The organism is Kitasatospora sp. NPDC096128 (assembly GCF_040303105.1).
Taxonomy (GTDB): Bacteria; Actinomycetota; Actinomycetes; order Streptomycetales; family Streptomycetaceae; genus Kitasatospora.
The window spans coordinates 1-23,778 of sequence record NZ_JBEOSP010000052.1 but is presented as its reverse complement, the minus strand read 5'-3'; the positions used below and the strand labels follow the sequence as shown (position 1 = coordinate 23,778).

19 protein-coding genes and 1 pseudogene are annotated in these 23,778 nt (G+C 75.8%); 3 read left to right on the top strand and 17 right to left on the bottom strand.

Annotation, left to right across the window (positions count from 1 at the left end; all coding sequences use genetic code 11):
* Nucleotides 1-223 precede the first annotated feature (223 nt).
* Nucleotides 224-502, top strand: coding sequence for a hypothetical protein (locus tag ABTY61_RS36175; RefSeq protein ID WP_350509454.1), 279 nt, complete (start codon nucleotides 224-226; stop codon nucleotides 500-502).
* A gap of 23 nt (nucleotides 503-525) precedes the next feature.
* Here the strand turns inward: ABTY61_RS36175 and ABTY61_RS36170 are convergent.
* From ABTY61_RS36170 to ABTY61_RS36090, 17 genes and pseudogenes are all read right to left on the bottom strand, one after another.
* Nucleotides 526-570, bottom strand: a pseudogene (locus ABTY61_RS36170) (hypothetical protein); the annotation flags it as partial.
* A 3-nt stretch (nucleotides 571-573) separates the two neighbouring features.
* Nucleotides 574-1,140, bottom strand: a complete 567-nt coding sequence (locus ABTY61_RS36165) for a phage tail protein I (RefSeq protein ID WP_350509423.1) — start codon at nucleotides 1,138-1,140, stop codon at nucleotides 574-576.
* Entirely contained in the window at nucleotides 1,137-3,098 is a 1,962-nt protein-coding gene (locus ABTY61_RS36160; protein ID WP_350509422.1) for a putative baseplate assembly protein, read from the bottom strand. Before ABTY61_RS36160 ends, ABTY61_RS36165 begins: the two co-directional genes overlap by 4 nt.
* Nucleotides 3,098-3,565: a GPW/gp25 family protein gene (locus ABTY61_RS36155; RefSeq protein WP_350509421.1), complete on the bottom strand. Its 468-nt coding sequence runs from the start codon at nucleotides 3,563-3,565 to the stop codon at nucleotides 3,098-3,100. The genes ABTY61_RS36160 and ABTY61_RS36155 overlap by 1 nt, the downstream gene beginning before the upstream one ends.
* A 73-nt stretch (nucleotides 3,566-3,638) precedes the next feature.
* Nucleotides 3,639-3,950: a PAAR domain-containing protein gene (locus ABTY61_RS36150; protein ID WP_350509420.1), complete on the bottom strand. Its 312-nt coding sequence runs from the start codon at nucleotides 3,948-3,950 to the stop codon at nucleotides 3,639-3,641.
* A 64-nt stretch (nucleotides 3,951-4,014) separates the two neighbouring features.
* Entirely contained in the window at nucleotides 4,015-5,793 is a 1,779-nt protein-coding gene (locus ABTY61_RS36145; protein WP_350509419.1) for a VgrG-related protein, read from the bottom strand.
* Entirely contained in the window at nucleotides 5,790-6,512 is a 723-nt protein-coding gene (locus ABTY61_RS36140) for a CIS tube protein (protein WP_350509418.1), read from the bottom strand. The genes ABTY61_RS36145 and ABTY61_RS36140 overlap by 4 nt, the downstream gene beginning before the upstream one ends.
* Nucleotides 6,513-6,574: 62 nt before the next feature.
* Entirely contained in the window at nucleotides 6,575-7,000 is a 426-nt protein-coding gene (locus tag ABTY61_RS36135; RefSeq protein ID WP_350509417.1) for a phage tail protein, read from the bottom strand.
* A gap of 79 nt (nucleotides 7,001-7,079) precedes the next feature.
* Nucleotides 7,080-7,634, bottom strand: a complete 555-nt coding sequence (locus ABTY61_RS36130; RefSeq protein ID WP_350509416.1) for a hypothetical protein — start codon at nucleotides 7,632-7,634, stop codon at nucleotides 7,080-7,082.
* A gap of 2,789 nt (nucleotides 7,635-10,423) precedes the next feature.
* Nucleotides 10,424-10,582: a DUF6760 family protein gene (locus ABTY61_RS36125; protein WP_350509415.1), complete on the bottom strand. Its 159-nt coding sequence runs from the start codon at nucleotides 10,580-10,582 to the stop codon at nucleotides 10,424-10,426.
* Nucleotides 10,579-11,067, bottom strand: a complete 489-nt coding sequence (locus tag ABTY61_RS36120; RefSeq protein ID WP_350509414.1) for a hypothetical protein — start codon at nucleotides 11,065-11,067, stop codon at nucleotides 10,579-10,581. Before ABTY61_RS36120 ends, ABTY61_RS36125 begins: the two co-directional genes overlap by 4 nt.
* A complete protein-coding gene (locus ABTY61_RS36115; RefSeq protein ID WP_350509413.1) occupies nucleotides 11,064-11,504 on the bottom strand; it encodes a phage tail protein in 441 nt (146 codons plus the stop codon). The genes ABTY61_RS36120 and ABTY61_RS36115 overlap by 4 nt, the downstream gene beginning before the upstream one ends.
* A gap of 78 nt (nucleotides 11,505-11,582) precedes the next feature.
* Nucleotides 11,583-13,139, bottom strand: a complete 1,557-nt coding sequence (locus tag ABTY61_RS36110) for a phage tail sheath family protein (RefSeq protein ID WP_350509412.1) — start codon at nucleotides 13,137-13,139, stop codon at nucleotides 11,583-11,585.
* A 159-nt stretch (nucleotides 13,140-13,298) separates the two neighbouring features.
* Entirely contained in the window at nucleotides 13,299-15,398 is a 2,100-nt protein-coding gene (locus ABTY61_RS36105; RefSeq protein ID WP_350509411.1) for an ATP-binding protein, read from the bottom strand.
* Nucleotides 15,395-16,105 carry a Pvc16 family protein gene (locus ABTY61_RS36100; protein WP_350509410.1) on the bottom strand — a complete coding sequence of 237 codons (711 nt, stop codon included), beginning with the start codon at nucleotides 16,103-16,105 and terminating at the stop codon, nucleotides 15,395-15,397. The genes ABTY61_RS36105 and ABTY61_RS36100 overlap by 4 nt, the downstream gene beginning before the upstream one ends.
* The gene (locus ABTY61_RS36095) at nucleotides 16,102-19,347 is read right to left on the bottom strand and encodes a hypothetical protein (RefSeq protein WP_350509409.1); all 3,246 of its coding nucleotides are present in this window, start codon (nucleotides 19,345-19,347) and stop codon (nucleotides 16,102-16,104) included. Before ABTY61_RS36095 ends, ABTY61_RS36100 begins: the two co-directional genes overlap by 4 nt.
* A 192-nt stretch (nucleotides 19,348-19,539) precedes the next feature.
* Entirely contained in the window at nucleotides 19,540-20,283 is a 744-nt protein-coding gene (locus ABTY61_RS36090) for a helix-turn-helix transcriptional regulator (RefSeq protein ID WP_350509408.1), read from the bottom strand.
* A gap of 246 nt (nucleotides 20,284-20,529) precedes the next feature.
* On the opposite strand from ABTY61_RS36090, the gene ABTY61_RS36085 reads away from it, so the two are divergent.
* Nucleotides 20,530-21,954: a COG1470 family protein gene (locus ABTY61_RS36085; protein WP_350509407.1), complete on the top strand. Its 1,425-nt coding sequence runs from the start codon at nucleotides 20,530-20,532 to the stop codon at nucleotides 21,952-21,954.
* A 439-nt stretch (nucleotides 21,955-22,393) separates the two neighbouring features.
* The gene (locus ABTY61_RS36080; RefSeq protein ID WP_502895489.1) at nucleotides 22,394-23,719 is read left to right on the top strand and encodes an eCIS core domain-containing protein; all 1,326 of its coding nucleotides are present in this window, start codon (nucleotides 22,394-22,396) and stop codon (nucleotides 23,717-23,719) included.
* Nucleotides 23,720-23,778: the final 59 nt, after the last annotated feature.

Genomic DNA, 23,778 nt, shown 5'->3' with positions numbered 1-23,778 from the left:
GGAGGCCCGGACGACGGGGCGCGGCGCGACGGGCTTGGCGGGCTGCACCGCCACCGGGTCGGCCCGCGCTGCGGCGGGCGGTTCGGGTGCCGGCTCCGGCTTGGGGGCGGGCTCGGGGTCCCGCCTGGGTTCGGGCTTCGGTTCGGGCTTCGGTTCGGGCTTGGGTTCGGGCTTGGGTCCCGTTGCGGGAGCCGGTACGGGAGCCGCTACGGGCGCTGCCGGGGTGGCGGTCGAGCGCGAGGTCTCGGCGGCGGGCGGCTCCGGGGCGGCGGGCTGCGGGACCGCGGGCGGCTGGGTGCGCCTGCTGCGGCTGGTGACCCGCCGGGAGACGTTCCGCCAGCTGCGCGAGGTGTCGGGCGCAGCCGGCTCGGGCTCCGGCGCAGCAGGTTCGGGCGCGGGGTGGGGCGCAGGCTCGGGCTCCGCCGCCACCGCCGCCGGCGCGGGCGCCGGCTCGGGCTTCGACGCCGGCGGGGCGGCTGGGCGGTGCGACCACCCCAGGTAGGCACCGCAGTTGCCGCAGAAGTCGTCGCCTTCCGCGTTGGCCGTTCCGCATTCGGGACACACCGGCATCCGTCAGCCCTCCGCTCGCCCGGGTGGACCGGGCAGGATCTCGACCCGGCAGGTCAGGTGGACCGGGCAGCCCGCCCGGACGACGGCCAGCACCTGCTCCTCGTCCAGCCCCGCGCCGCCCAGCGGCCAGACCCGGATCAGCACCTCGCCGCCGCCCGGCGCGGGCGGCAGGACACCGCCGGGGTCGGTGGTCCAGACGGCACCGCCGCCGTCCGCGATCTCGGCCCCGGCGCCCAGCACCAGGCGCAGCCGCTCGGCGAGTCCGCGCCGGGTGCCGCGCCACCGGTGGAGTTCCACCGCGCGTCCGACCACGGCCCGGCGCACCTCGTCCGGCCAGGCCGGGTCGACCTCCACCGCGACCCAGGAGGCCAGCCAGTCCAGGAAGTCGGCCGGCGCGAGCTCGGGCCGGAAGTAGGCGGGCAGGTTGTCCAGGGTGGCGAAGACCGGCGCGAGGACGGTGTCCAGGCCCGCCGTGAACCGCTGGGCGAAGTCGTCCTCGGCGAAGAGCGCGGGCAGCAGTTCGCCGATCGGGTGCGGGCTGGGCAGCCCGGGGACGGCGGCGCGGGTCATGGCGTACCGTCCTCGGCGGCCGCCGTGACCACGACCTGGTGCTGGTGCGAGAAGACCAGGGCGTCCGGCAGGACGTCGACCCGCTCGGCGGGCGCGCCCCGGCGTCCGGTGATCGGGTCGGCCGGGAACAGCCGCAGCTCCTCCACCCCGGCGACGGCGGCCACCCGTTGGAGCACCGCGAACACCTCCCCGTACTGCACCGCCCGGCCGAACGGCCAGCCCGTGCCGTCGGCGCCGCCGCGCAGCGGGTTGAGGTACCGGTAGAGCTCGTCCAGCACCGCCTCGCGGACCCGGTCGGGGTCCGCGGCGCGGGTGGTGAGCCGGGCGACCACGGTCACGCCCTGATAGGCGGGCGGCTGGACGAGCACCCGGGTGCCGATCAGCCGGCGCTCGTCCAGCGCGGTCGCCACGGCGGCCAACACCTGTTCGTCCGGGATGAGTTGCTCGAACCGCAGCCGCTCGCCCTCGTCGGCGACGGCCTCCGGCACCACCAGGACCCGTACCGCCCCGGCCTCCCCGCCGGTGGCGGGCACGCAGCTGACCCGGGCGGCGGAGGGCGCGGCCTGCCGGGCGATCAGCTCGAAGTCCCCGGCGGTGACGGCGCGTTCCTGCAGCCGCAGCTGGTGCGGGGCGCGCGCCTTGGCGTTCTCCACCGTCTCGCCGTCGACCCCGCCCCGGGCCGCCTCCCGGTTGTCCACCCGGGCGATGTACGGGACGGAGCTGCGCAGCACCGTGACGGTGTTGCGGGCCACGTTGCCCGCGACCCCGCCGCCGGTGCGGTACTGCGGGACGCGCAGCCGGGCGCCCTTGGGCGGCACCGCGCCGAAGGCGCGCAGGCTGCCGTCCGGCTCGCGGACGGCGGGCGGCAGGTGGAACTCGCCGTTGGTGGCGTCGAGCACCACGTGCCGGTCGGTCGGCGCGGAGTCGCCGAAGTGCTCGACGACCGTCCAGCGCTGCCAGCCCTCCCCGGCCGAGACCTCGACCACCGGTGCTCCGCCGTCCAGCAGCACCGGTGGCCTGCTCAGCCGGAAGCGCTGCCCGGCGACGCCCTCGGAGGTGCCCAGCGGCGCGTCGGTGACGGTCTGGGCGTGCACGGCGGTGGCGGTGCCGCCGACGGTGAACACCTCGGCCCGGCGCACCGTCGGGGACTCGGAGTAGAACGGCTGGCCCGGCCGGGGTTCGGTCACCCGGCAGCGCAGCCAGCCGGCCCGCCGGCCGGCCACCACCGAGGCGGTGTGGCCGGCGGGCACGAACACCACCACCTCGCCGGGCCGGTTGAGGCCGCCGGTGGTGTCGCTGCCGGTCTCGCAGGCGATCCAGCGGGCGCCGTCCCACACCTCCCAGACCAGTGGCGGCTGGCGCGGGTCGACGCCGACGCCCTCCACCCGGCTGTCCAGCCGGACGGCCAGGATGCAGCGCGGCACCACGGCGGGCAGGGCGAACAGCATGGCGTCACCGGCCGCCGGGCGCGGCTGGAAGCACGGCACGTCCACGCCGTCCGCGAGCCGGCCGGTGACGTCGGCCTGCTCCCCGGCGGCGGAGACGGTGACCAGCCGGTCCAGCGTGCTGGGCACGATCGGGAGGTCCTCGGCGGTGGCGAAGACCACCGCGTCGTCGGTCTCGGTGCGCAGCGTGGACACCTCGGTGCCGGCGCGCAGCAGGACCGTCTCGGGCTGCGGGGCGGAGAGCCAGAAGTCGACCTCGGCCCGGGCGGCGGCGGGCGGGAACAGCCGGATGCCCAGCAGGTCCAGGAAGGCGGTGTAGTTCTTCTCCGGCACCCGGTTCAGCCGGTAGAGCAGCTGGTCGACCAGGTAGGCGAAGGTCTCGATCAGGGTGACGCCCGGGTCGGAGACGTTGTGGTCGGTCCACTCCGGCGCGCGCTGCTGCACGTACCGCTTGGCCTCGTCGACGAGTTGCTGGAAGCGACGGTCGTCCAGGTTCGGGGAGGGCAGCGCCATCAGCGGGCACCGCCGTCCGCGGCGGCCGCCGGTGCCCGGTCCCCGTACTCCGTCACCGGGTGGTCCGCCGTCGGGGACTCCGGGATGGTGTAGAAGGGGAAGACCAGGTTGCGGCGGTCGTTGGTGGCCCGCACGGTGTAGTGGACGTCGATGTAGAGCGTGCCCTCGTCGACCCGGTCGAAGGCGATCACCACGTCGTCGACGGTGATCCGCGGCTCCCAGCGCTCCAGCGCGATCCGCACCTCGCGGGCGATCCGCCCGGCGGTGGTGCTGTCACCCGGGGCGAAGACGTACTCGTGGACGCCGCAGCCGAACTCCGGGCGCATCGGCCGCTCGCCGGGGGCGGTGCCGAGGATCAGCCGGATCGCCTCGGCGATCTCCCGGTCCCGCTCCACCATGCCGATGCCGCCGGTGGCGTTCACCCGCAGCGGGAAGGCCCAGCCGCGGCCGATGAAGTCGCTGCTCATGCGCCCGCCCCCGCCGTGCTCCGCCCGTCCGCGCCGCTCATGCCACCCGGGCCGCGCGCACCGCTCCAGCCGCTCATATCGCTCCGCCGATCAGCACGTTGAACGCCCCGGCGATGATGGTGGCGCCGCAGGTCGTCTTGTCGCCCATCCGGGCCGCCGGCAGGCCGCCGATCAGCACCACCCCCCGGGTCACCCCGCCGAGTTGGGGCTCGACCAGGTTGGCCGGTCCCAGCTCCACGTGCGGGACGCAGGCGTGCACGGTGCCGGCCACGGCGGCGGGCCGGCCGCCGATCAGGACCGTCGCGACCTTGAGGGCACCCGGCGGCGGGGTGGTGAGGGCGCCGCCGTGGTCGGTCGGATCGCCGGTCCGGGCTGCGGGGGGCATGTACGGTCTCCATTTCCGATGGCGCCCTGACGGGCACGCGCCTGCTGCTGATTCTGATGCCATGTCAATTAATCCGCACGAAGGCCCCCTTGAGGACGGCCTCGGCCCCGCCGTCCACGGTGACGGCCGTCGTGCCGCGGACGGTCACCGAGCCGCCGCGCACGTTCACCTCGCCGGTGCCCGCGTCCAGGGTGATGCCGGAGGGGGTCAGCCGGACGGTGCTGCCCGCGCCGCCGGCCCCGCCGTGCACGGTCAGCACGATCTCCCCGTGCTGCTGGTCCAGCCGGACCTCCAACTTCCCGTCCCCGCTGGCCAGCCGGACCCCGGAGCTGCCGCCCGGCACGTCCAGCAGCTCCAGCCGGTGGCCCGAACGGGACACCACGGAACGGCGGTTGACCTTGCCGGCGGTCGCGTCGACCAGCGGCACGTCGTGCGGCGAGGGCCGGTCCACGCCGTTGTAGAGGCCTCCCAGCACATACGGGCTGTCCAGGTCCCCCTGTTCGAAGCCCACCAGGACCTCGTCGTTGACCTCCGGGCTGACCACACCACCGCCCCCGTGGCCGCCCCACTGCACGGTGCGAACCCAGTCGGAGACGTAACTGTCGTCCAGCCAGGGGAACTTCAGCCGTACCCAGCCGCGCTGCCCGTCACCCGGCTCGCGGACATCGGTGACCACGGCGACGGCCAGGCCCGGCATCCGCGGCCCGCGCGGCGGCGCGTTGCCGCCGGTCGCCAGCCCGGCCAGCGAGCGGTCCGGCGAGGCGCTGACCACCACCGTGGTGCGGTAGCCGCGGAACGGCTCCAGCAGGTGGCGCACCCCGGTGGCGGTGTAGCGGCCGGAGAAGGCCGCGCCGACGTTCCCCAGCGCGACCGCGGTGCCCGCCCGCAGCCGCGGGTTGCCCTCGGCCACCACCTCCAGCTCGCCGAAGCCCGCGGCCACCGAGGAGGCCAGCGAGCGGGCCACGGCGGCGGTCTCCGCCTGGGTGCGGTACGGGGTGTCGGCGACGGTCAGCCGGGCCTGCCCGGGGAAGGCCGAGGCCACCACCGAGGGGCTCAGCCCCGGCAGCACGGTCGTCGAGGCCACCGACGGCTCGGTGGCGACCAGGGCGCTCTTGGTGGTCACGTTCCACCCGCGCGCCTCGACCGTGTCCGCGCCGGCCGCGCCGGTCAGCACCCCGCGCAGCTCCAGCAGGTTGCGCCCGTACTCCAGCACCAGCGGGTTCTGCGGCGCGGGTGTGGCCGGGGCCGGCGCCGAGGAGGCGGGCTGCGGCCGCACGAACTCCAGCTTCCCGTCGTCGTCCACCCGCACCTGTGCGCCGCTCTCCTGCGCCAGGAACTGCAGGAACTCCCAGTCCGGGACGTTCGCCTGGGACAGCTGCTGGTGCACCACCGGGAAGGAGTCGACCCGCCCGCAGGCCAGGCCCGCACCGGAGGCGACCTCGCGGACGATGTCGGCGGTGGTCATGTTCCGGAAGGCCTTCACCCGGCGACCGCGCATCAGCCGGTGGGTCACCGCCGCCGCCCGCACCACCGTGTACGAGCCCGTGGTGTCCACCTCCAGCTCCAGCGCCGTCACCTCCCCGGTGAACAGCCGCGCCCGGGTGTTGCCCTGCACCGTCACCACGGACACCCGCAGCTCGGTGCCGATGGTGATCCCGGTGGCGGCGAGGAAGGTGTGGTCCGCGTCCCGGAAGCTCAGCACCGCCGTGTCCGGCAGGCCGACGCTCTCCTCGATGTCGCAGGACACCAGTTGCGCCGCCCACACCGGCGGCAGCGGCCCCGGCGCCTCGACGACGGGATCCGCGGCGAACGGCCGGCCGCCCCGGGCCTCGGGAGTGGTCATGCCGCACCGCCCCGGGTGAGCTCGTCGATGCCCGGCACGATCAGCTCCGCGCCCGGGACCAGCACCAGCGGATCGTCGATGTCGTTCGCCTCCGCGATCGTGCGCCAGGCCGTCGCGTCCCCGTACGCCCGCCAGGCCAGCAGCGGCAGGCTGTCGCCCGCGATCACCCGGTGGGTGCTGCGGGCCTCCGGCGAGCCGGAGGTCGGGTTCTGCCCGGCCGGGTCGACGCTCGCCTCGTCGATGGAGAGCGAGCAGACCGCGCGCAGCGGACTGCCGTCCACGTCGAAGAGCGTGTAGGTGACCGACAGGCCGGTCAGCACCCCGTTGAACGAGGTCGTCTTGAGAGCCCCCCAGTCCAGCCGGATCCACGGGCTGGCCGGGGTCTTGCGCGCCAGGCTCGCCGGGGTGGGCACGCACGCCGTCATCAGCTGCTCCACCGCCCGCTCCACCGAGCCGTCGTGGGTCGCCGTCGAGTCCAGGAACACGTCCAGGGACAGCGACCGCGGGCCGCTGCCGACGAACTCCGGCAGCGCCGACTGGCCCGCCATCCGGGACGGCGTGCGCCGCCACTCGGTGGTCTTGCGCAGCACCAGGGTCGCCGGGTTGAACTGGAGCGACAGCAGCGCGATCTCACCGCCGGGCTGGGCACCGACCGTGGACGGCGGCTCCATGATGGTCAGTCGGGCCCGGGTGACGCTCGCGGGGGCCGCGGAGGGCATCCTGCTGCTCCTTGGGTGCGTGGGGGGTGAGAACGGGGACGAACGGGGTGCGTGGGGTGCGCTCAGGACGGGCGCAGGCCCGCGTGGGCGATCTCCAGGGACTCCATGGCCGGCTGGGAGCTCGACGGGTCGAAGGACGGCCCCTCCCACCGCACCGGGACGATCCCGAGCACCTGCCAGCCCACGATGCGGGTCAGGTCCGGGCGCAGCGCCACGATCTCGCCGTTCTTCGGCTCGACCTTCCGCACGATCTCGTCCAGCCACCGGGCGATCTTGGCGGTGTCCGCGGTGACCGCGCGGCTCAGCGTGATGTTCGTCCAGGTGATCCGGCCCGGCAGTTGCCAGGCGAAGCCGTTGTTGCCGCCCTCCGCGTACTGCTCGATCTCGACCTGCGCGCCGAGCCCCGAACAGGTGGTGAACTCGCCCAGGTCGGTGCCGCCGATGGTCAGGCTGAAGAACACACTGCTCGCGAAGATGTTGTCGGTCATCGGCCCCGCCTCCTGCTGTGCTGCTCACGGTCAACGTCGATCCGGTCCTCCGGCGGCCGTCCTGCGCCGGTCCCCGCGCTCAGCGGCGCAGGTCGTACGGTTTCCCGGCCCGCTCCCGGCCCCTGCGCAGTTCGGTGCGCAGCAGCCGCCCGACCGGTTCGACCAGGCGCCGGGCCAGCTCGTCCAGGTCGGCGGGCGCGTCGTGGTCCGGCTTGTCGTCGCCCTCGGCCGCCGCGGCGCCCCCGGGCGGCTGGTGCCCACCGGCCGTCCGGTGGGCACCGGGCTGACCGGTGCTCGACGGCGCCGCCTGCACGGTCGTCGGCCGGCGCGCCGGGACGGCGGTCAACGGCACCCCCACCAGCCCCGCCTGCTCGGCCACCCGCTGGAGCACCTGTGCCGTACCGGGTGCGGACCGCTGGAGCGGCTGCGGCGGGGACGGCGCCGAGGGGGCACTCGGCACGGCCTGCCCGGGCGCCACGGCCCGGGTCAGGATCGGCTGCGGAGTCGCGAGCGGCTGCGGCGACGGCCCGGGCGCGGCCGGCAGTCGCTGGAGCGACCGGACCACCGGCAGCGCGGGAGGTGCGGGCGGCGTGGCAGGTACGGGAGTCGCGGGCGGCGCGGCCTGCGCGGGCATCCTGACCGGAGCGGGCGCGGCCGACCCCGGTGGCGACGACTCGGCCGCTGCCGAAGGCCGGTGCGCCCGCTGGACGAACGCCGAAGGCGCCCCGGGCGGGTGCGCGGCCGCTCTCGGGAGCAACCGGATCCCCGGAGGCGCCGGCCGGACCACCGGCAGTGCCGGGGCCGGCCTCCCGACGGACCGGGCCGACGGACCGGCCCCGGGGCGGCCCGGGTGACCGGCGAACGACTCGGCGACGGAGGAGCGTGGAGCAGCCGAAGGGCTGTGGCCGCCACCCTGCGTCCGCCCCGTCCCGGGCATCGCGTCGCGAGGACGTCCGGACTGGACTGACTGGACAGGCTGGACAGGCTGGACGGACTGAACGGACTGTTCGGGCTGGACGGGCGAGGGGTGGTCGGCGGGGGCACCCGCAGTCGGGACGCCGCCGCCGGGCACCGAACTCCCCCGCGCCGAACGGCGATCGACCGGCGACCGGTCGCCCCCTCGTTCCACCGAACGCCGGGAGCGCAACCGCTGCACGGCAGCCACCACCCCGCGTCCGACTCCCCCACCGGACGAACGGCCCACCACCGCTGCGGCGCCGCGAACCTGTGACACCGGCTGCCCCGCGCCGGACCGGCCGCCCCTGGGGCTCAGCCGGCGATCGGGGGCAGCGGTCACCTCCCGACCGCTGCCAGGCCGCAGAGCCGGCGCGGCACCCGGTGCGTCCTCCGCACGGCCCGCGGGCGAGGCGGGCCAGACGGCCGGGACCACCAGCGGGGCGGCGGGCACCGGACCGGTGCCCGTACGAGTACCGGCGCTGCCGACGAAGGGCGCGGACGGCGTCGGCAGGGCGACCGCCATCGGGCGTTCGCCGATCAACCCGCGCCTCGGGGCGGCGGGTCGGCCGGCCCGCTGCACGTCCGGGCCGCCACCGGCCGGACGCACGGGAACCACCGGCGCATCCGCCGGAACAACCGGCTGGAGCCTCGCACCCGAAGCGCGCACGCCATCCGATCGTTCGCCAGTCCTGCTCAGCCGCAGGGAGGTCGACTCGGTCGGGCCCGTCGAAGGCACCTGCGAACCCGCCCCTTCGACGACGGCCGGTCCGCTCCGTTCGCCACCCCCTACGGGAGCCCCGGCACCTCGCCGGATCCGCCGACGCCCGCCAGGCGGCAGCACGGCACGGCCCGCCGCTGCGGCCGTCGGCGGCAGGGCGTCCAGGGGTGCACCCAGACCCGAGCGCGCACGAGCCGGGGCGGGGGGCGGAGTCGGAGCCGGGGTCGGCGCCGACCCGGGCCGCACCCGAGAAGCCGGTTCGGTGTTCGACGGCGACGGCGCAGGCGCGCGCTGGACGGAGGCGGATGCGGATGCACCGCCGACGGGCCCATGCCCGGAGACGCGCGTTCCGCGCTCACCGCCCCCGCGTTCGCCGCTCCCGCGTTCGCCGCTCGCAGGCTCCCCGCCGCCGATGGACCCGGTCTCGGCCCCGACCACCGGCATGGCCGGTGCTCCCGGGACGGGCTCGACGACCCGGGGCCCGGAAGCGGTGACGGGTACGGCGCTCGCGGGCAACGCGGTCAAGGGCGCACCGAGCACCGGCCGGGCCGGTGCGTCACCGCGCGGCGCGGCCGCACGCTGGACCACGGCATCGGCGGCACCGCTCGGGCCCGACGATGCCGTCCGGGCCGCGGAATCGGTGCGCTCGGGCACGTGCCCACCGCCGACCGGCTCCGCAGTCACCGCCAGGGGCTGCGGCTCATCCGCACCCCGGCTCGACGCCGCTCCGACGACGGCCGACGCCGTCCCGGCCCACCCCGGTACGGCCGCCACCGGCCGCAGGGGAAGCAGCCGGGGACGCCGCGCGACGGTCAGCGGCATGCTGACGGCCCGCGGTCGCACCGCACGCCGAGCGGCCGTACCCGCCGCGCCACTCGACCGTGGCGCCCCAGCCGGCTGCCGCGCCGTACGGGACTCGGGCGCTGCGCCACTGCCACCGGTCGCACGACGCGCCACGCCGGCGGGCGTCTCGGTCACTGCCGACCCGGAAAGAGCGGTCGCCGTGCCCGCCTCCGGGACAGCACCGTCGGACGCACCCGCAACCGCCGCCCCGGCCCGCCGGTCGGCACCGCCCGCACCGCCCGGACGCACCGCACGCTGAACGGCCGGACCTGCCGTGCCGTTCCGCCGTGGCGCCCCGGAAGGAGCGGTCGCCGTGCCCGGCTCCGGGACAGCACCGTCGGACGCACCCGCAACCGCCGCCCCGGCCCGCCGGTCGGCACCGCCCGCACCGCCCGCACGCACCGCACGTGTCCCGGCCCGCACGGACAACTGCCGCAGCCGGACGGACCGTTGGATGGGCCGAGCCCGCCGACGTGCCACCTGTTCCGCTGGTTCGAGCGGCTCCGACGGTCCTTCCTCCGACGCCGCCACCGGGGGCCGCAGGACGAGCGCGTGCCCGCCCGCGGCGGCCACGGACGGAGTGCCCGGCACCGCGACCGCCCGCAGGATGCCCGCCGGGGCGGTGGGCAGCACGGCGTGGCCGAGCGGGCCGCTCAGCGTCGGGTCCTGCCAGGAGGCGAGCCGGGATCGGAACGCCAGTCCGTCGCTGACCCCGCGCGGCGCCGCCCCGGCGAGGGTCGGGACCAGCGGCGGCACCGCGCGCCAGCCCCCGTCCCCGGCCGCCGGGCGCGAATGCGCGGCCCCGGCCGCAGCGGCAGCACCGGCAACCGGTTCAGCACCGGATCCGGCGTCAGCCCCGGCCCCGCCTCGCCGCCGTCCGATCCAGTCCCGCAGCCCCACCCGGCTCACCCACCCTCGCTGACACGGGAGTTGAGCCGCGCGACCTCGCGCACCCACTGCCCGCGCTCGTGGTGGGTCAGGTCCAGCAGGTCCTCGCGGGACCAGTGGAAGTGGTAGGCGATGTACGCGATCTCCTCGTACAGCCGAGCAGGCGCGTACGTCACGATTCCCCCAGGCGCCCACCGGCGAGGTCGACCTCGAAGGCGCCGTCGCAGTGCGGGCAGGTCACGGCGGCGCGCGTGTGGCCTTCGCTGTTGATCCGCTGGTAGAGGTCCTGGAGGAAGGCGACGTCGGTGGCGTACATCCGCTCGACGACGCCGGTGTGCACGTCGGTGAGTTCGCCGAGCCTGGTGATCACGTGGCTGAGCAGCACCACGCTGAGGTAGGCCGGGTTCTCCTTGACCCGCAGGTCGATCTGCGGCATCAGTTCGTCGCGGGCGGTGGCCAGGCGCATCGCGCCGTGGCGGTGCACGGTGCCCTCGTCGTCGACGTAGCCGAGCGGCAGCTCGAACTCGAACTCGGTGTGCGGGGACTGCCGCCGGGGCGGCCCGGCCGTTCCCGCCTGCCCCGGGGCCTGCTGCTGCGGCGCGGGGTTCTGCGGGGCCGGGGCGCCTTCCAGCAGTTCCTCAAGGCCGATCTTCCGCCTCACTCGACCCGGATCTCCTCGAACACGATGGTCACCGTCTCGGTCGCGGCGCTGGACTCGCCCGCGCTGAGCGTGGGGCCCTCCCAGCGGCTCGCCCAGGCGTTGGTGAGCTGGATGCGGCGCAGGGTGGCGCCGGTGGTGTCCTTGACCTCGATGGTGAGGTTCTGCCGGGCGGTGTTGATCGCCCCGTTGTTGAGGGTCTCCTTGATCCAGTCCGTGAACGCGCCGCTCTTGTCCAGGCCGCGGGTGATGGTCACCTCGCCGGGCAGTCGGGCGCCGGGCTGCTTGCGGACGATCAGCTTGCCCTCTTGGGTCACCTGCTTGTACTCGACGACGTCCTGTTCGACCGTCAGGTTGCTGATCTCCTTGACGGACTCGACGTTGTAGCCGCCGAGTTGGACGCCGAATATGTGTGTGGAGAGCGGATCGCCTTCAGCCATGGCGTGCTGTCACCTTCCGATGCGTATCGACAGTAGGGGCCGACGTGATGGGTCGACGGTGGGGGCCGGTACCGCGGCTCACTCGTCGAGGAGGCTGGTGCTGTCGGAGAACTGGGCCAGCCGGAACACCACGAACTCGGCCGGCTTCACCGGGGAGACGCCGATCTCGCAGATGACCTGCCCGAGGTCGATGGACTCGGGCGGGTTGTTGTCACGGTCGCACTTGACGTAGAACGCCTCGGCCGCGGTCTGGCCGAACAGCGCCCCGCGCCGCCACTCCTCGGTGAGGAAGGCGGTGATGTTCCGCCGGATGCTGGACCACAGCCGGTCGTCGTTGGGCTCGAAGACCACCCACTGGGTCCCCAGGAGGATGGACTCCTCCAGGTAGTTGAAGAGCCGGCGCACGTTGAGGTAGCGCCAGGCCGGGTCGGAGGAGAGGGTGCGGGCGCCCCAGATCCGGATGCCGCGGCCGGGGAACGCCCGGACGCAGTTGACGCCGATCGGGTTGAGCAGGTCCTGCTCGCCCTTGCTGAGCCGCAGTTCCAGGTCGACGGCGCCGCGGATGACCTCGTTGGCCGGCGCCTTGTGCACTCCGCGCTCGGCGTCGCTGCGCGCCCACACGCCGGCCGCGTGGCCGCTCGGCGGGACCAGCGCGTTGCGCCCGGTGGCCGGGTCGAAGACCTTGATCCACGGGTAGTAGAGGGCGGCGTAGCGGGAGTCGTACCCGGCCTCCTCCTGGCGCCAGGCGCGCATCCGCTGGGCGTTGAGCCCGGGCGGCGGGTCCAGGACGGCGATCCGGTCGCCCATCTGCTCGCAGTGCGAGATCACCGCGAGCTGGACGGTGCGCAGGCCCTCGTCGTCGAGAGCGCCGCGCTGGTAGGCGCTCATCAGGTCGGGCACCGCGACCATGGTGATCTCGTCGATCGCCTCCAGGCCGGAGAAGCCGGTGCGGGCGGCCGCGTCACCGACGTACTCGGCCGGGTCCAGCCGGCTGCCGGCGGCCACCACCGGGCCGGTCGCGGGAGCGGGCGCCGGGGCGGCGGCGAGCGCGTGGGTGCGGCGCTCGGGGCGGCCCGGCGCGGTGCCGGGCTGCTCGGCGACGGCGACCAGCTTGGACTCGCGCAGCTGGGTGACGACGTAGCCCTTGGTGTTCTTCCGGGTGGAGACGTCGTAGCTCTCGACGACCTCGGCACCCCGGCGGACGATCAGCCGGAACCGGTCGTCGGGGACGTTCTCGCCCTCGGCGTCGGCGACCTCGACGGACACCTCGCCGCCCGCACCGGGCAGCGCCGAGACCAGGAAGCCGCCGATCTCGGCCGGCGGGGCCGCCGCCACGGCGGGCGCGGGCGCGCCGCCGGGGGCCTGCCGCGCCGGGTCGCCGATCCGCACGACGTAGGCGGAGCCGCCGCCGTTGGCGAAGAACCCGTACACCGAGTGCGCCAGGTAGGTGCCCTCGGTGAACCCGCCGAACCGCTGGACGTACTGGTCCCAGTTGGTGACCAGCGTGGGCTCGTGGAAGGGTCCGCTGCCGGCGAAGCCGACGAAGGCGGCGACGGCCGTGCCGACGCCCTCGATCGGCCGGGCACCGGACTGCACCTCCTCCACGTACACGCCCGGGGTCAGGTACGACGGCATACGCGCTCCTTCAGATCACCGGTGGTCTGCGTCATTCGCCCCCGAGTCTGCGCCCCGGCCGCGCCCCGGGACATGTCCCCGGGGTCAAGATCGGGGGCAGCGACGCTGCCCCGGCGGGCACGGCCGGGTGCGCCCCGCGGCCCCGCGCTCCGGGTCGGGTCAGACCTTCCCCAGCCACGGCCCGAACTCGCTCTCCAGCACCAGCCGGCCGAGCTTGCGGTACTCCCCGACCACCGCGGCGACCAGCTGCGCCATGCCCAGCGGGGTGCCCGCCCCGGCGGCCAGGTAGGCCGCGGAGACGGCGCAGGCCCGGATGGAGCCGCCGGTGAGCTCGAAGTGCCGGGCGCAGTAGTCCAGGTCGAGGTCCTCGCCGCGGGGCAGTACGGGCCCCAGGCAGCGGTCCCAGAGCAGCCGCCGCTGCGCCTCGTCGGGCAGCGGGAACTCGGCGATGACGTCCAGTCGGCGGGTGAACGCCTCGTCGAGGTTGGCGCGCAGGTTGGTGGTGAGCAGCGCGATCCCGTCGAAGGACTCCATCCGCTGGAGCAGGTAGGCGGTCTCCACGTTGGCGTGCCGGTCGTGGGCGTCCTTGACCTGGGCGCGCTTGCCGAACAGCGCGTCCGCCTCGTCGAACAGCAGCACGCCGTTGACCTGGGCGGCCTCGGTGAAGATCCGTTCCAGGTTCTTCTCGGTCTCGCCGATGTACTTGTCCACCACGGTGGAGAGGTCCACCACGTACAGCTCCATACCGAGTTCGGCGGCGACCACCTCGGCCGACATGGTCTTCCCGGTGCCCGACTCCCCGGCGAACAGGGCGATCACCCCGTTGCCGCGGCCGCCGCCCGGCCGCATCCGCCACTGCCCGAGCACCTGCTCGCGGTGCCGGGCCCGCAGCACCAGTTCGCGCAGCCGGCCGGCGGTGGGGTCGGGCAGCACCAGGTCGGACCAGCCGACCGCGGGCTCGATCCGGCGGGCGAGGCGGGCCAGCCCGGCGGCGTTCTGCGCCCGGACGGCGGCCCGCAGGTCCTCGGCGCGCACCGGGCGCCGCTCGGCGGCGGCGGTCCGGGCGGCCACGGCGGCGGCCCGCTCCAGCTTCTCCCGGTCCAGCCGGTAGGCAGCCACCGTCTCGGCCAGCCGGTCGGTCAGCTCCGCGCCCAGCGGGGTCCCGGTGGCGGCCAGCGCGCGGGCCCACTGCCCGGCGCGGCCCCGGGCGTCCGGCGGCGGGGCGGTGACGACCACGGGGCTCTCCCGCGACCAGGCCGGGTCCCACACCCGGGGGCCGTACATGATCAGCGGGACGGCGGCGAGTTCGGCGCACAGCTCGCGCAACAGCGCGGCCCGCTCGGGCCGTTCGGGCTCCAGCCGGTCCAGCGGTCCGAGCACCACCCCGCCCCCGCCGAGCCGGGCCTCGCGGGCGAGCACCCGGACGGTGGGCCCCGGCGGGCGGGCGGCCAGCGCGGCGGCGTCGACGACCAGGGGCGGACGGCCGTCGGCGGCGAGGGCGGCCACCGCCAGCGGGCCGGCGTGCCCGTCCCGGTCCAGCAGGTACACCGGTCCGCCGCCCGCCGCCGTCGCGGCCGCGCGCAGCCGCTCGACGGCCTCCGCCCCGGCCCCAAGGTCGGCGGCCGGATCCGCGGCCGGATCGGCGCGGCGGGCCAGTCCGGCGAGGGCGTCGTCCGGTGCGTCCTCGCCGAGCAGGTGGGCGGTCACCCGGTCCGGCACGCGCAGGGTGCGGGAGAGCAGCGGACGGTCCGGCTCGGTGAGTTCCAGCAGGCCGCCGGCGATCAGCGGGGCCCGCGCGGCGAAGCGGAAGCGGCCGGCCCCGGCCCCGGGCAGTCCGCACAGTTCGAGGGCCAGGCCGACGGTCGCCCGGCGGCGGGTCAGGTCGTCGTTGAGGTAGCCGTAGAGCTGCTCGAAGCGGCTGTCGAGGTCGGGGGCGAGGGCCACCAGCAGCAGGTCCAGGTCCACCGGGAGCAGCCCGAAGTCGGCGCCGAGCCGGGCCAGCCGGGAGCCGGTCGGCGGTGGGGGCGCGTCGTCGACCGCCGTACCGGTGGAGCCGGTCGCGGCGGCGGAGGCCAGGATCCGCTCGACCGCCTCCGGGCCGAGGTACTGGCCGCGGTACGGGTCGTCCGGGTCCGGGTCCTCGGCCCGGCGGTCGCGCACCGCGCTGCGGACCCGCTGCTCGACCCGGTGCAGCCGCTCCCACAGGTGGTCCCGGCCGGGCGGGGCGGCGTTCAGCACCGCCACGGGGTCCGGGCTCATCGCGTCCCGCCCCGGGGCCGGCGGCCGGGCGGCAGCTCGCGGTCGCGGAGCGCGGCGAAGCCGTCCGGTCCGGGGTCCGTGGCGCCGCGGTAGCGCAGCCGGCGGCCGGGGCCGTCGGGCGGCGGCACCGTGTCCCGGCCGGTGTCGGTGGTGTGCACCACCAGGCCCTCGGTGACGGGCGGTCCGGCGGGGCTGAGCGCGCCGGTCAGCGGGGCGAGCAGCCTCAGGTCGATCGAGGGCCGCAGTTCCCCGCCGAGCGCGGACCAGACGTCGGAGACCGACGGCAGGCCGGTGTCCCGGCCGGCGATGTCCAGGCCGACGGTGAGTCCGAGCCGGGCGAGCGTCCCGGTGAGCACCCGGGCGGGCAGCGCGTCGACGGCGGTCAGGCACTGCAACACCTCGGCCAGCAGCCGGTGTTCGTCCTGCGGGCGGTTGGTCCAGACGGTGACCAGGTAGGCCAGTTCGAACCAGCGGGGCGCGGCCCGGTGGCCGACCACCACACCGTCGGCGTCGTGCTCGGCGACGGCGCCGGCCTGCCGGCGGCCGGTGTCCTCGCGGATGCCGTAGAGGAAGACGCTGACCGTCGGCGCGGTGCGCCGGGCCGCCAGCTCGCGGGTGGGCGCGTCGAAGACCACCTCGACGCCGCGTTCCGCCAGTCCGGCTTCGGCGAGCAGCAGCCGCAGCGCCTCGTCGACCTCGTGGATCACCGCCGCTCCACCTCCCCCGGCGGGCCGATGGTGCCCTCGACGACCAGGAAGGGGGTGGTGACCGGGGAGAACCCGGGGCCGGCGGCGGTGATGGTGCGCGGCCCGGTCTCGTCCTTGGTGAGGATCAGCAGCTGGCCCGCGAAGGTCCCGTCGGCCTTGGGGTGGGTGGGCGCGGCCGCGGCGGTGATGCCGGGCTGCCAGGTGAAGCGGACGGGTACGCCGGGCGGGAAGTCCACGCCGCGCACGGAGGTCACGAAGCCGGGCTTGCCGATGGCCGGCACGGCGACGATCCGGGGCTGGAGGATGCGCAGCGGGGTGCTCGCCCGGTGCGGTCCGGGGGCGGCGTCGGTGCCGGTGGTGGTCAGTTCGGCGGTGACGGTGGTGTCCAGCGGCGCCACCGGCGAGAGCACCACCCGGACCACCTGGCTGCGCCCCGGGCGCAGGTCGGCCAGCTCGCAGCTCCCGGCCCGGCAGCCGGGCGGCAGGGCCTCGGTGGGCACGCCGGCGGGCAGGCCGAGGGTGAGCCGCAGGCCGGTGGCGAGGGCCTGGCCGGTGTTGCGCACGGTGTAGCTGACGGTCACGTGGCCGCCGACGTAGCCGGGGTCCGGCTGGGCGTCGACCGCGACGCCGGGGCCCGCCTGCGGCGGCGCGGGGGCCGGCGGGGGCGGCGGGGCCGGGGTCGGTGTGCTGCTCGGGGTGGGTGTCGGGGTGGGTGTCGGGCTGGGCGGGGCGGTGGCGGTCGGGCTCGGGGTGGGCGTCGGCGAGGGGCTCGGCGTGTCCAGGACGGGCAGGACGGTCTCGGCGGAGTCGTTCTCGGGGTTCGGGTCGACGACCGCCCCGGTGACGCTCCAGCCGAACGGCTGGTCACCGGTGCGGGTGCCGATCAGGGTGGCGGTCACCCGGACCTGTGCGCCGGGTGCCAGGGTGCCGAGTTCGCAGCGCAGCGCAGCGGCGTCGCACTGCCCGACGGGGGTGGTCAGCGCGCCGAGCCGGGCGCCGCCCGGTACCGAGGCGGTCAGGACGGTGCCGGGCGAGGGCGCGGGGCCGTTGTCGGTGACGGTGACGGTGATGTCGGTGCCGCCGTCGACCCGCACGGCGGGGGCGCGCGGCGGCGCGCTCAGCGACAGGTGGACGGACTGCTGGACGGCCGGCTCCTTCTGCCGTCCGGGCAGCCGCCGGTCCAGCGGGGTGAGCGTGCCGCTCGCGAGGTCGTAAGTGCCCAGCCCCTCCGGGGAGTTCGGCGGCAGGGCCCGGCGGGTGGTGAGCACCAGCTGGGCGCCGTTCGGCGTCCAGGCCGCGTCGCGCGGCTGGTACGGGCCGGTGGCGGACGTGTCGGGCAGCGGGCGGGTGCAGGCGCCCTTGTCGTCGCGCAGCCCGGCGGGCAGCAGCACCGTGCAGTCGGTGCCGGTGGGCGAGGTGACCAGCAGACCGTCCTGCCGGTTGTTGCCGCCGTCGCCGGCCTTGCGGTTGAAGGCGAGGCGCTTGCCGTCGGGTGAGAACACCGGGCTGTCGTCGATGACGTCGCAGCTGCCCGGGCAGGCTGCCCGGCTGAGGTCGCGCTGCCGGGCGAGGTCGTCGGCGGCGACGGTCCAGACGTGCAGGTTGCCGGCGTTGCCGTTGACCACGGCCGTCCGGGAGAAGGCGATCAGTTTGCCGTCGGGGGACCAGAACGGCTCGGCGTCGGAGGCGCCCGGCTGGTCGGCGGGCGGCTGGACGGTACCGACGATCGCGCCGGTGGCCACCTGGGCGATCAGCAGCCGGCCGGGGCGGGCCGGGTTCTGCCCGGCCGCCGGGGCGCTGCGGCTGAACACGATCAGCCTGCCGTCCGGGGAGAGCGAGGGGTCGGTGTCCCGGTCGGTGGGGCCGCGGCCGGCCAGGTTCATCGGGTGCGGGTTCGAGCCGTCGGCGTCGGCCTGCCAGATCCGCTGGATCCGGCCCGCCGGGGAGTCCTCGTAGCGGGTCACCACGAGCTGCCGGCCGTCGGGCGTGTAGGTCTGCCGCTCGTACCAGGGGTCGTAGCCGGGGCGGGGGTGGAAGAGCGGGTCGGCGCCCGGGTCGGGGTTGGTGTTGGTGTCGGCTGCCGGGTCCTCGGTGAGCACGCTGATGCCGAGGTCGCGCGGGTCGGTGCCGTCCTGGCGGACGTCCTGGACGTCGGCGGTGTTGGCGGTGGCGGCGCTGGTCTGCTCGACCACCGGGCCGCCCTCGGCCTGGCTGCCGAGCCAGGTCGGGGTCGAGATCAACCGGTTGGTGCGGTAAAGGAGTTGGGGGTCGGTGCAGTCGCAGGTCGGGGCCCGGTAGAGGTTCACCACCGGCGGCTGGTTCGGGTCGGGCTGCGGCGTGGGGGGCGGGGAGGCGAGCTGGTCGGCGCTCAGGAAGAGGACGCCGCTGCCGTCGGCCAGCCAGGAGGCGGAGCCGGTGCGCCAGGTGGAGCCGGTGCCGGGGAAGAACGCCTTGTCGCCGCCGGTCGGCGAGGTGAGCATCAGGGTCCGGCCCTTGTCGCCCTGGTCCCAGGTGTAGACGATCTGGTTGCGGTGCGCGTCGTCGTTCACCGGGTTCCAGGTCGGGTCGACGGCGTCGCCGCTGGTCACGTTGGTGACCTTGACGGGGGCGCCGCCGGTGAACGGCCGCAGGTAGACCTGGAGGTGGGTGCCGTCGCCGTTGCAGGCGTAGGCGACCCAGCGGCCGTCCGGCGAGACGGTCGGGTGGGTCTCGTCGGCGGCGCCGTCGGTGATCCGGCGCAACCCGGTGCCGTCCCGGCCGACCGCCCACAGCAAGTGCTGGACGCCGCCGCCCGCGGTGGGCTCCAGCGCCTCGAAGACCACGCCCTTGCCGTCCGGGGCGAGCGCGGGATGGGCCGTGTCCATGCCGTTGGTGAGCCGGCGCACCGCGCCGCTCGCCTCGCGCAGGTAGACCTGGGGCAGCGGGCCGTCCCGCAGGCTGGTGAAGACCAGCTCGCCGCCGCGGGCCGAGGGGTCCTGGTCGAAGTGGATCGGGCCGGGCCCGAACAGCGGGGTGCTGGACGCCGCGCCGGTCACCCGGCCGAGGCCGCGGTGGTCGGTGCCGGCGTAGACGATCCGCCCGGCGGCCGGGTCCTCGGCGGTGACGGCCGGGGCCGCCCGGCCGCTCGGCGCGACGGGGGCCGAGCCCAGGGTCAGCACGGCGGTCGCCAGCGCGAGCAGCACCGCGACGGCGGCCCGGGCCGGCCGCCGGACGGGGCGGGGGGTGGCGGTGGCGCCGATCACGCTCGACCTCACAGGATGGCAGGGGCGGTCTCCCCCGCAGTCTCACCGGCCCGGGCGCCCGGGAACAGGGCCCGGGCACCCGAGCCGGGGGTAACGGCCGGTGTCCGCAAAGGGCAGGACGCCGCGGTCGCGGGCGCTGGGGACGTCCGTCCGCGCCGCGGCGTGCCCCGCACCTACGGGACTCTCCGACCCTCAGATCAGGCCGCGCCGCATGGCGTACCCCACCGCGTGCGCCCGGTTGCGCAGCCCCAGCCGGGTGATGATCTCGTGCAGCACGTTCTTGACGGTGCGTTCCGAGTACGAGGTCTTGGCCGCGATCTCGCTGGTGTCGAAGCCCTCGGCGACCAGCCGCAGCATCTCCGCCTCCCGGGCCGTCAGGGTGGACAGGGTCAGGCCGCGCCCGTCGAGCATGGTGCGCTGGAGCGTCCCGATCCGGTCGAGCAGTTCGCCGAGCAGGTCCCCGGGCATCACGCCCTCGCCGTTGGCCAGGGCGGTGATGAGGTGCACCAGCCGGTCCTGGTCGGCCTCCGAGCGGCGCAGCACGGCGGCGACCCCGTGCTCCACGATGGTCTGCAGCCCGCCGGCCTCGAACTGGCCGACCACCAGGCCGATCCGGCCCGAGGTGGCGAGCCGCAACCGGCGCAGGTGGTCGGCGACCGCCTCGGTCAGGGCGTCGACCACCAGCAGGGAGACCTCCGCCCTGCCCGCGTCGGCCTCGCTGAGCAGCTCCACCTCGGGCCGCTGGCGCAGCTGTTGGACCACCCCGGTCTGCAGGATCAGGTCCTCGGCGTACACCGCCACGGGTATCTGGGCCGGGCGGCCGCGCCCCTGGACCGGGATCCGCGCCCCGGCCGGGCGGGCGGTCACGGACGGCGGTGCCGCCGGCGTCCGGCGGGTGGTGACGGCTTCCCCTCGGGTTGCCTCGATCGACGTCATCGGAACACTCCATTCTCCTGCGGTCCTGCGGCTGTTGCGGCCCGGCGCCGTCGCGCCCGGCCGGTCGTGGGCCCCGTGGTGGGCCCGGTGGGGGCGGATGGGGTGGTGGGGGGCCGGCGCCGGGCCCGCGCGGTGGGTCGCGGCGGCGCCGGGCAGGGTCGGTCCGTCCGTACGGGCAAGGGGTGTGCCCGTGCCTTGCCCGTAGGGCCCTCTCCGCGGACGGTCCCCCGGACCTACCGTCACGCCATGACCACATCCGCCGAACTCGGCCTGCCCGCGCTGACGGTGGCGCCCGGTGGCGTGGCCACCACGACCCTGACGGTGCGCAACGACCTCGACATCGTCGAGGCGTACACGCTGGAGGTGGTCGGCGACTGCGCCGCGTGGACGACGGTCGAGCCGGCCCGGGTCTCGCTCTTCCCCGGGACGTCCGAGACGGTGACGGTGCGCCTCGCCCCGCCGCGCTCCCCCGCCGCCCGGGCCGGGGAGTTCCCGCTCGGCATCCGGGTGCTGCCGACCGAGCGCCCCGAACTGGTGACGGTGCCGGAGACCACGGTCACCGTGACGCCGTTCCAGGAGTTGCAGGCCGCGCTCGCGCCCCGGCGTCGCCGCGGCTGGCTGCGCGGCCGCTACCGCACCTCGGTGCGCAACCTGGGCAACGCCCCGGGCACCGTGGTGCTCACCCCCGGACAGGCCGGCGAGGAGCTGCGCTTCCGGGCCACCCCGGAGCGGCTGCGCCTGGAGCCCGGCGAGTCCGGGGAGCTGCGGCTGCAGGCCCGTGCCCGCAAGCTGATCTGGTTCGGCAAGCAGGCCTCCTGGCCGTTCGAGGTCGCGGTGGGCCCCGAGCCGGCCCCTGCGGGCAAGGCCTCCGACGCCGGGGGCAAGGACGGCAAGGCCACCGGCAGTGCCGCCGAGGGCGCCACCGCCGCTGCGGCGACCACTCCCGAAGCCGCTCCCGAACCCGCTCCCAGTGCCGCCGGACGCCCGGCGCTGGAGGGCGAGTTCATCCAGCTCCCGATCTTCCCCAAGTGGCTGCTGGCCCTCCTGGCGGCGCTGATCGCGCTGCTGCTGGCCTGGTTCGCCCTGGTCCGCCCGGCGGTGCGCAGCTCCGCCAAGCAGGCCGCCGAACAGGCCGTCGCCCAGCAGAGCGCCACCCCGGCCCCGCCCGCCGGCACCCCCGGCGGGGCACCGGCCGCGCCCTCCGGCGGGAACCCCGGCGGGACGGCCAAGCCGGGTGCCGGGCAGCCGAGCACCGGCGGCCGCGCCCCCGGCCCGGGCCCGGGCCAGGCGGAGCCGGGCACCGGCCGGCAGAGCTCCGCCGCCATCGACGTGCAGACCGGGGGCGGCACCGCGGCCACCGGCAGCTATCAGGTGCCGCACGGCAAGGTGTTCGACATGACCGACCTCGTGATCGCCAACTTCCAGGGCGACCAGGGTGTCGTGATCATCACAGCCGGCCAGAAGGTGCTCAACACCATCGCCTTGGAGACCTTCCGCAACCAGGACTACCACTGGGTGACTCCCATTCAGGTCCCCGAGGACCAGGCTGTGACGGCGAGCGTGACCTGCGAGTCCCCGGGCACCCCGGCCTCGGGCAAGCAGGCAGCCACGTGCCACGAACTCCTCAACATCAGCGGGACGTTGAGCGACGTCGTCAAGCAGGGGAACTGAACCGATGGACAGGGCGACGCCTCCCGCTCCGGGCCGACCGCTCCGGGCCGACCGGACCGGAAAGGTGCACCCGATGCCCCAGCGGTGTCAATGGGCCCCTTCCGCCGGAATCGCCCCGCTCTCCTCCGTGATCTTCCCCTTCCCCATCTCCTCTCACAGCCCGTGACCATGTCAACACCGGATGACGGCCACCACCGCTTCGCACACCGACCGGAAACCCGTTCGAACCCCACCAATACGGGCCACCTGCCCTCCCGGGGAACCCGCGACTGCCCCGGCGGGGCAGCGGACCGTTCCCCCGCGGACGGCAGGATCTGCCCCCGGCGCCCTGCTGACGTTCCATCAGTACAGCAGTAGCTTTGCGCTGTTCCCACACCGGAGACGCCTTCGGAGCCTTATACGCACCGAATCGCCACAAGGCGGAAGGAATCCGACCACCGTGCGCGCTCATGAACCGGACCGCCGGACCGACCAGCGGGCCGCCCGCGCCGACGCCCCCGCCGCCCGCGCGGTGCGCCCGGGCCCGCGGCCCGGCGCGGCACCCGGCACCGCCCTCGCCCTGCAACGGACCCTCGGCAACGCCGCGGTGACCCGCCTCGTCCTCCAGGCCCGGCACGGATCCGGCGGCCACGGCGGCCCCGGCTGTGCGCACGGCGGCGGCGAGTCGGAGGAACTCCCGCTCCAGCGCTCCCTGGTGCCCCAGGTGCTGCGCTCCGCCGGCAAGCCGCTGGACGGGGCCACCCGCGGCGAGATGGAGGCCCGCCTCGGCGCCGACTTCTCCGACGTACGGCTGCACACCGGCAGCACGGCCGCCGCCTCCGCCGCCGAGGTGGGCGCCCGCGCCTACACCTCCGGCAACCACGTGGTGCTCGGCGAGGGCGGCGGCGACCGGCACACCCTGGCGCACGAGCTCACCCACGTCATCCAGCAGCGCAAGGGCCCCGTCGCCGGCACCGACCGCGGCGACGGCCTGCGGGTCTCCGACCCCTCCGACCGCTTCGAACGCGAGGCGGAGGCCAACGCCGTCCGCGCCCTCGCCGCCCCGCTGCTCCACGAGGAGGCACCGCCCGGCCCCGCCGCCTCCCGCCGGCCGGGGGCGGCGGTGCAGCGCATGCCCAAGCGGGACGCGGACACCGCCGACGTCAGGGGGAGCAGCCCGCCCGCGGGCCGCAGCACCCGGGCCAAGGCCAAGGCGGCCAACCTCGACCTCAACCGGACCGAGCTGGAGTTCGAGTCGGGCTACGAAGGGCCGCCCACCCAGAAGATGCACGACGACCAGAGCATCGGCTTCTGGCAGGTCGCCCGGCTGAAGAACCCGGCGGGCGCCCCGCAGCGGGTCTCCACCAACTACCACTTCTGGCAGGAGGTCACCGACTCCAACGTCCAGATCGTGGAGGCGAAGAACAACACCTTCAGCGAGCACGAGTCCCGGCGCGACTGGGTCCAGGACGGCCCCTACCGCCCGCCCTACAGCAACGCCGTCATCAACGACGCCCAGAACAAGATCGAGTTCAACGACAACCCCGGCTTCTCCACCTCGGCGCGGATGACCTCCGGGTACTGGCTGAAGCAGTACAGCGTCTCGTTCCGCTGGAAGGTCGCCCGGAACACCGGCCCCTGGAACCGGAACATGCCCGCCTGGACCAGTCCCGTGGTCACCCACTCCGTGGAAGCGGAGTTCGACCCCGAGCAGCCCGACGAGGCCGTCCCGATCACCGTCCGCGAGGGCGGCACCCACACCTGGAACGTCGACCTGTCCTCGTAGGAACGACCCCTCGTGACGACGAGCAGGTGAGCGCCGCCCGCGGGCGGCGCTCACCTGCT

Excerpts from the sequence above, each read along its gene's own strand:
- ABTY61_RS36140 (WP_350509418.1), bottom strand. The coding sequence starts at position 6,512 with ATGCCCTCCGCGGCCCCCGCGAGCGTCACCCGGGCCCGACTGACCATC.
- ABTY61_RS36085 (WP_350509407.1), top strand. The coding sequence starts at position 20,530 with ATGACCACATCCGCCGAACTCGGCCTGCCCGCGCTGACGGTGGCGCCC.
- ABTY61_RS36145 (WP_350509419.1), bottom strand. The coding sequence starts at position 5,793 with ATGACCACTCCCGAGGCCCGGGGCGGCCGGCCGTTCGCCGCGGATCCC.
- ABTY61_RS36130 (WP_350509416.1), bottom strand. The coding sequence starts at position 7,634 with ATGCCCGCGCAGGCCGCGCCGCCCGCGACTCCCGTACCTGCCACGCCG.
- ABTY61_RS36165 (WP_350509423.1), bottom strand. The coding sequence starts at position 1,140 with ATGACCCGCGCCGCCGTCCCCGGGCTGCCCAGCCCGCACCCGATCGGC.
- ABTY61_RS36090 (WP_350509408.1), bottom strand. The coding sequence starts at position 20,283 with ATGACGTCGATCGAGGCAACCCGAGGGGAAGCCGTCACCACCCGCCGG.
- ABTY61_RS36135 (WP_350509417.1), bottom strand. The coding sequence starts at position 7,000 with ATGACCGACAACATCTTCGCGAGCAGTGTGTTCTTCAGCCTGACCATC.
- ABTY61_RS36155 (WP_350509421.1), bottom strand. The coding sequence starts at position 3,565 with ATGAGCAGCGACTTCATCGGCCGCGGCTGGGCCTTCCCGCTGCGGGTG.
- ABTY61_RS36105 (WP_350509411.1), bottom strand. The coding sequence starts at position 15,398 with ATGAGCCCGGACCCCGTGGCGGTGCTGAACGCCGCCCCGCCCGGCCGG.
- ABTY61_RS36150 (WP_350509420.1), bottom strand. The coding sequence starts at position 3,950 with ATGCCCCCCGCAGCCCGGACCGGCGATCCGACCGACCACGGCGGCGCC.
- ABTY61_RS36160 (WP_350509422.1), bottom strand. The coding sequence starts at position 3,098 with ATGGCGCTGCCCTCCCCGAACCTGGACGACCGTCGCTTCCAGCAACTC.
- ABTY61_RS36115 (WP_350509413.1), bottom strand. The coding sequence starts at position 11,504 with ATGGCTGAAGGCGATCCGCTCTCCACACACATATTCGGCGTCCAACTC.
- ABTY61_RS36110 (WP_350509412.1), bottom strand. The coding sequence starts at position 13,139 with ATGCCGTCGTACCTGACCCCGGGCGTGTACGTGGAGGAGGTGCAGTCC.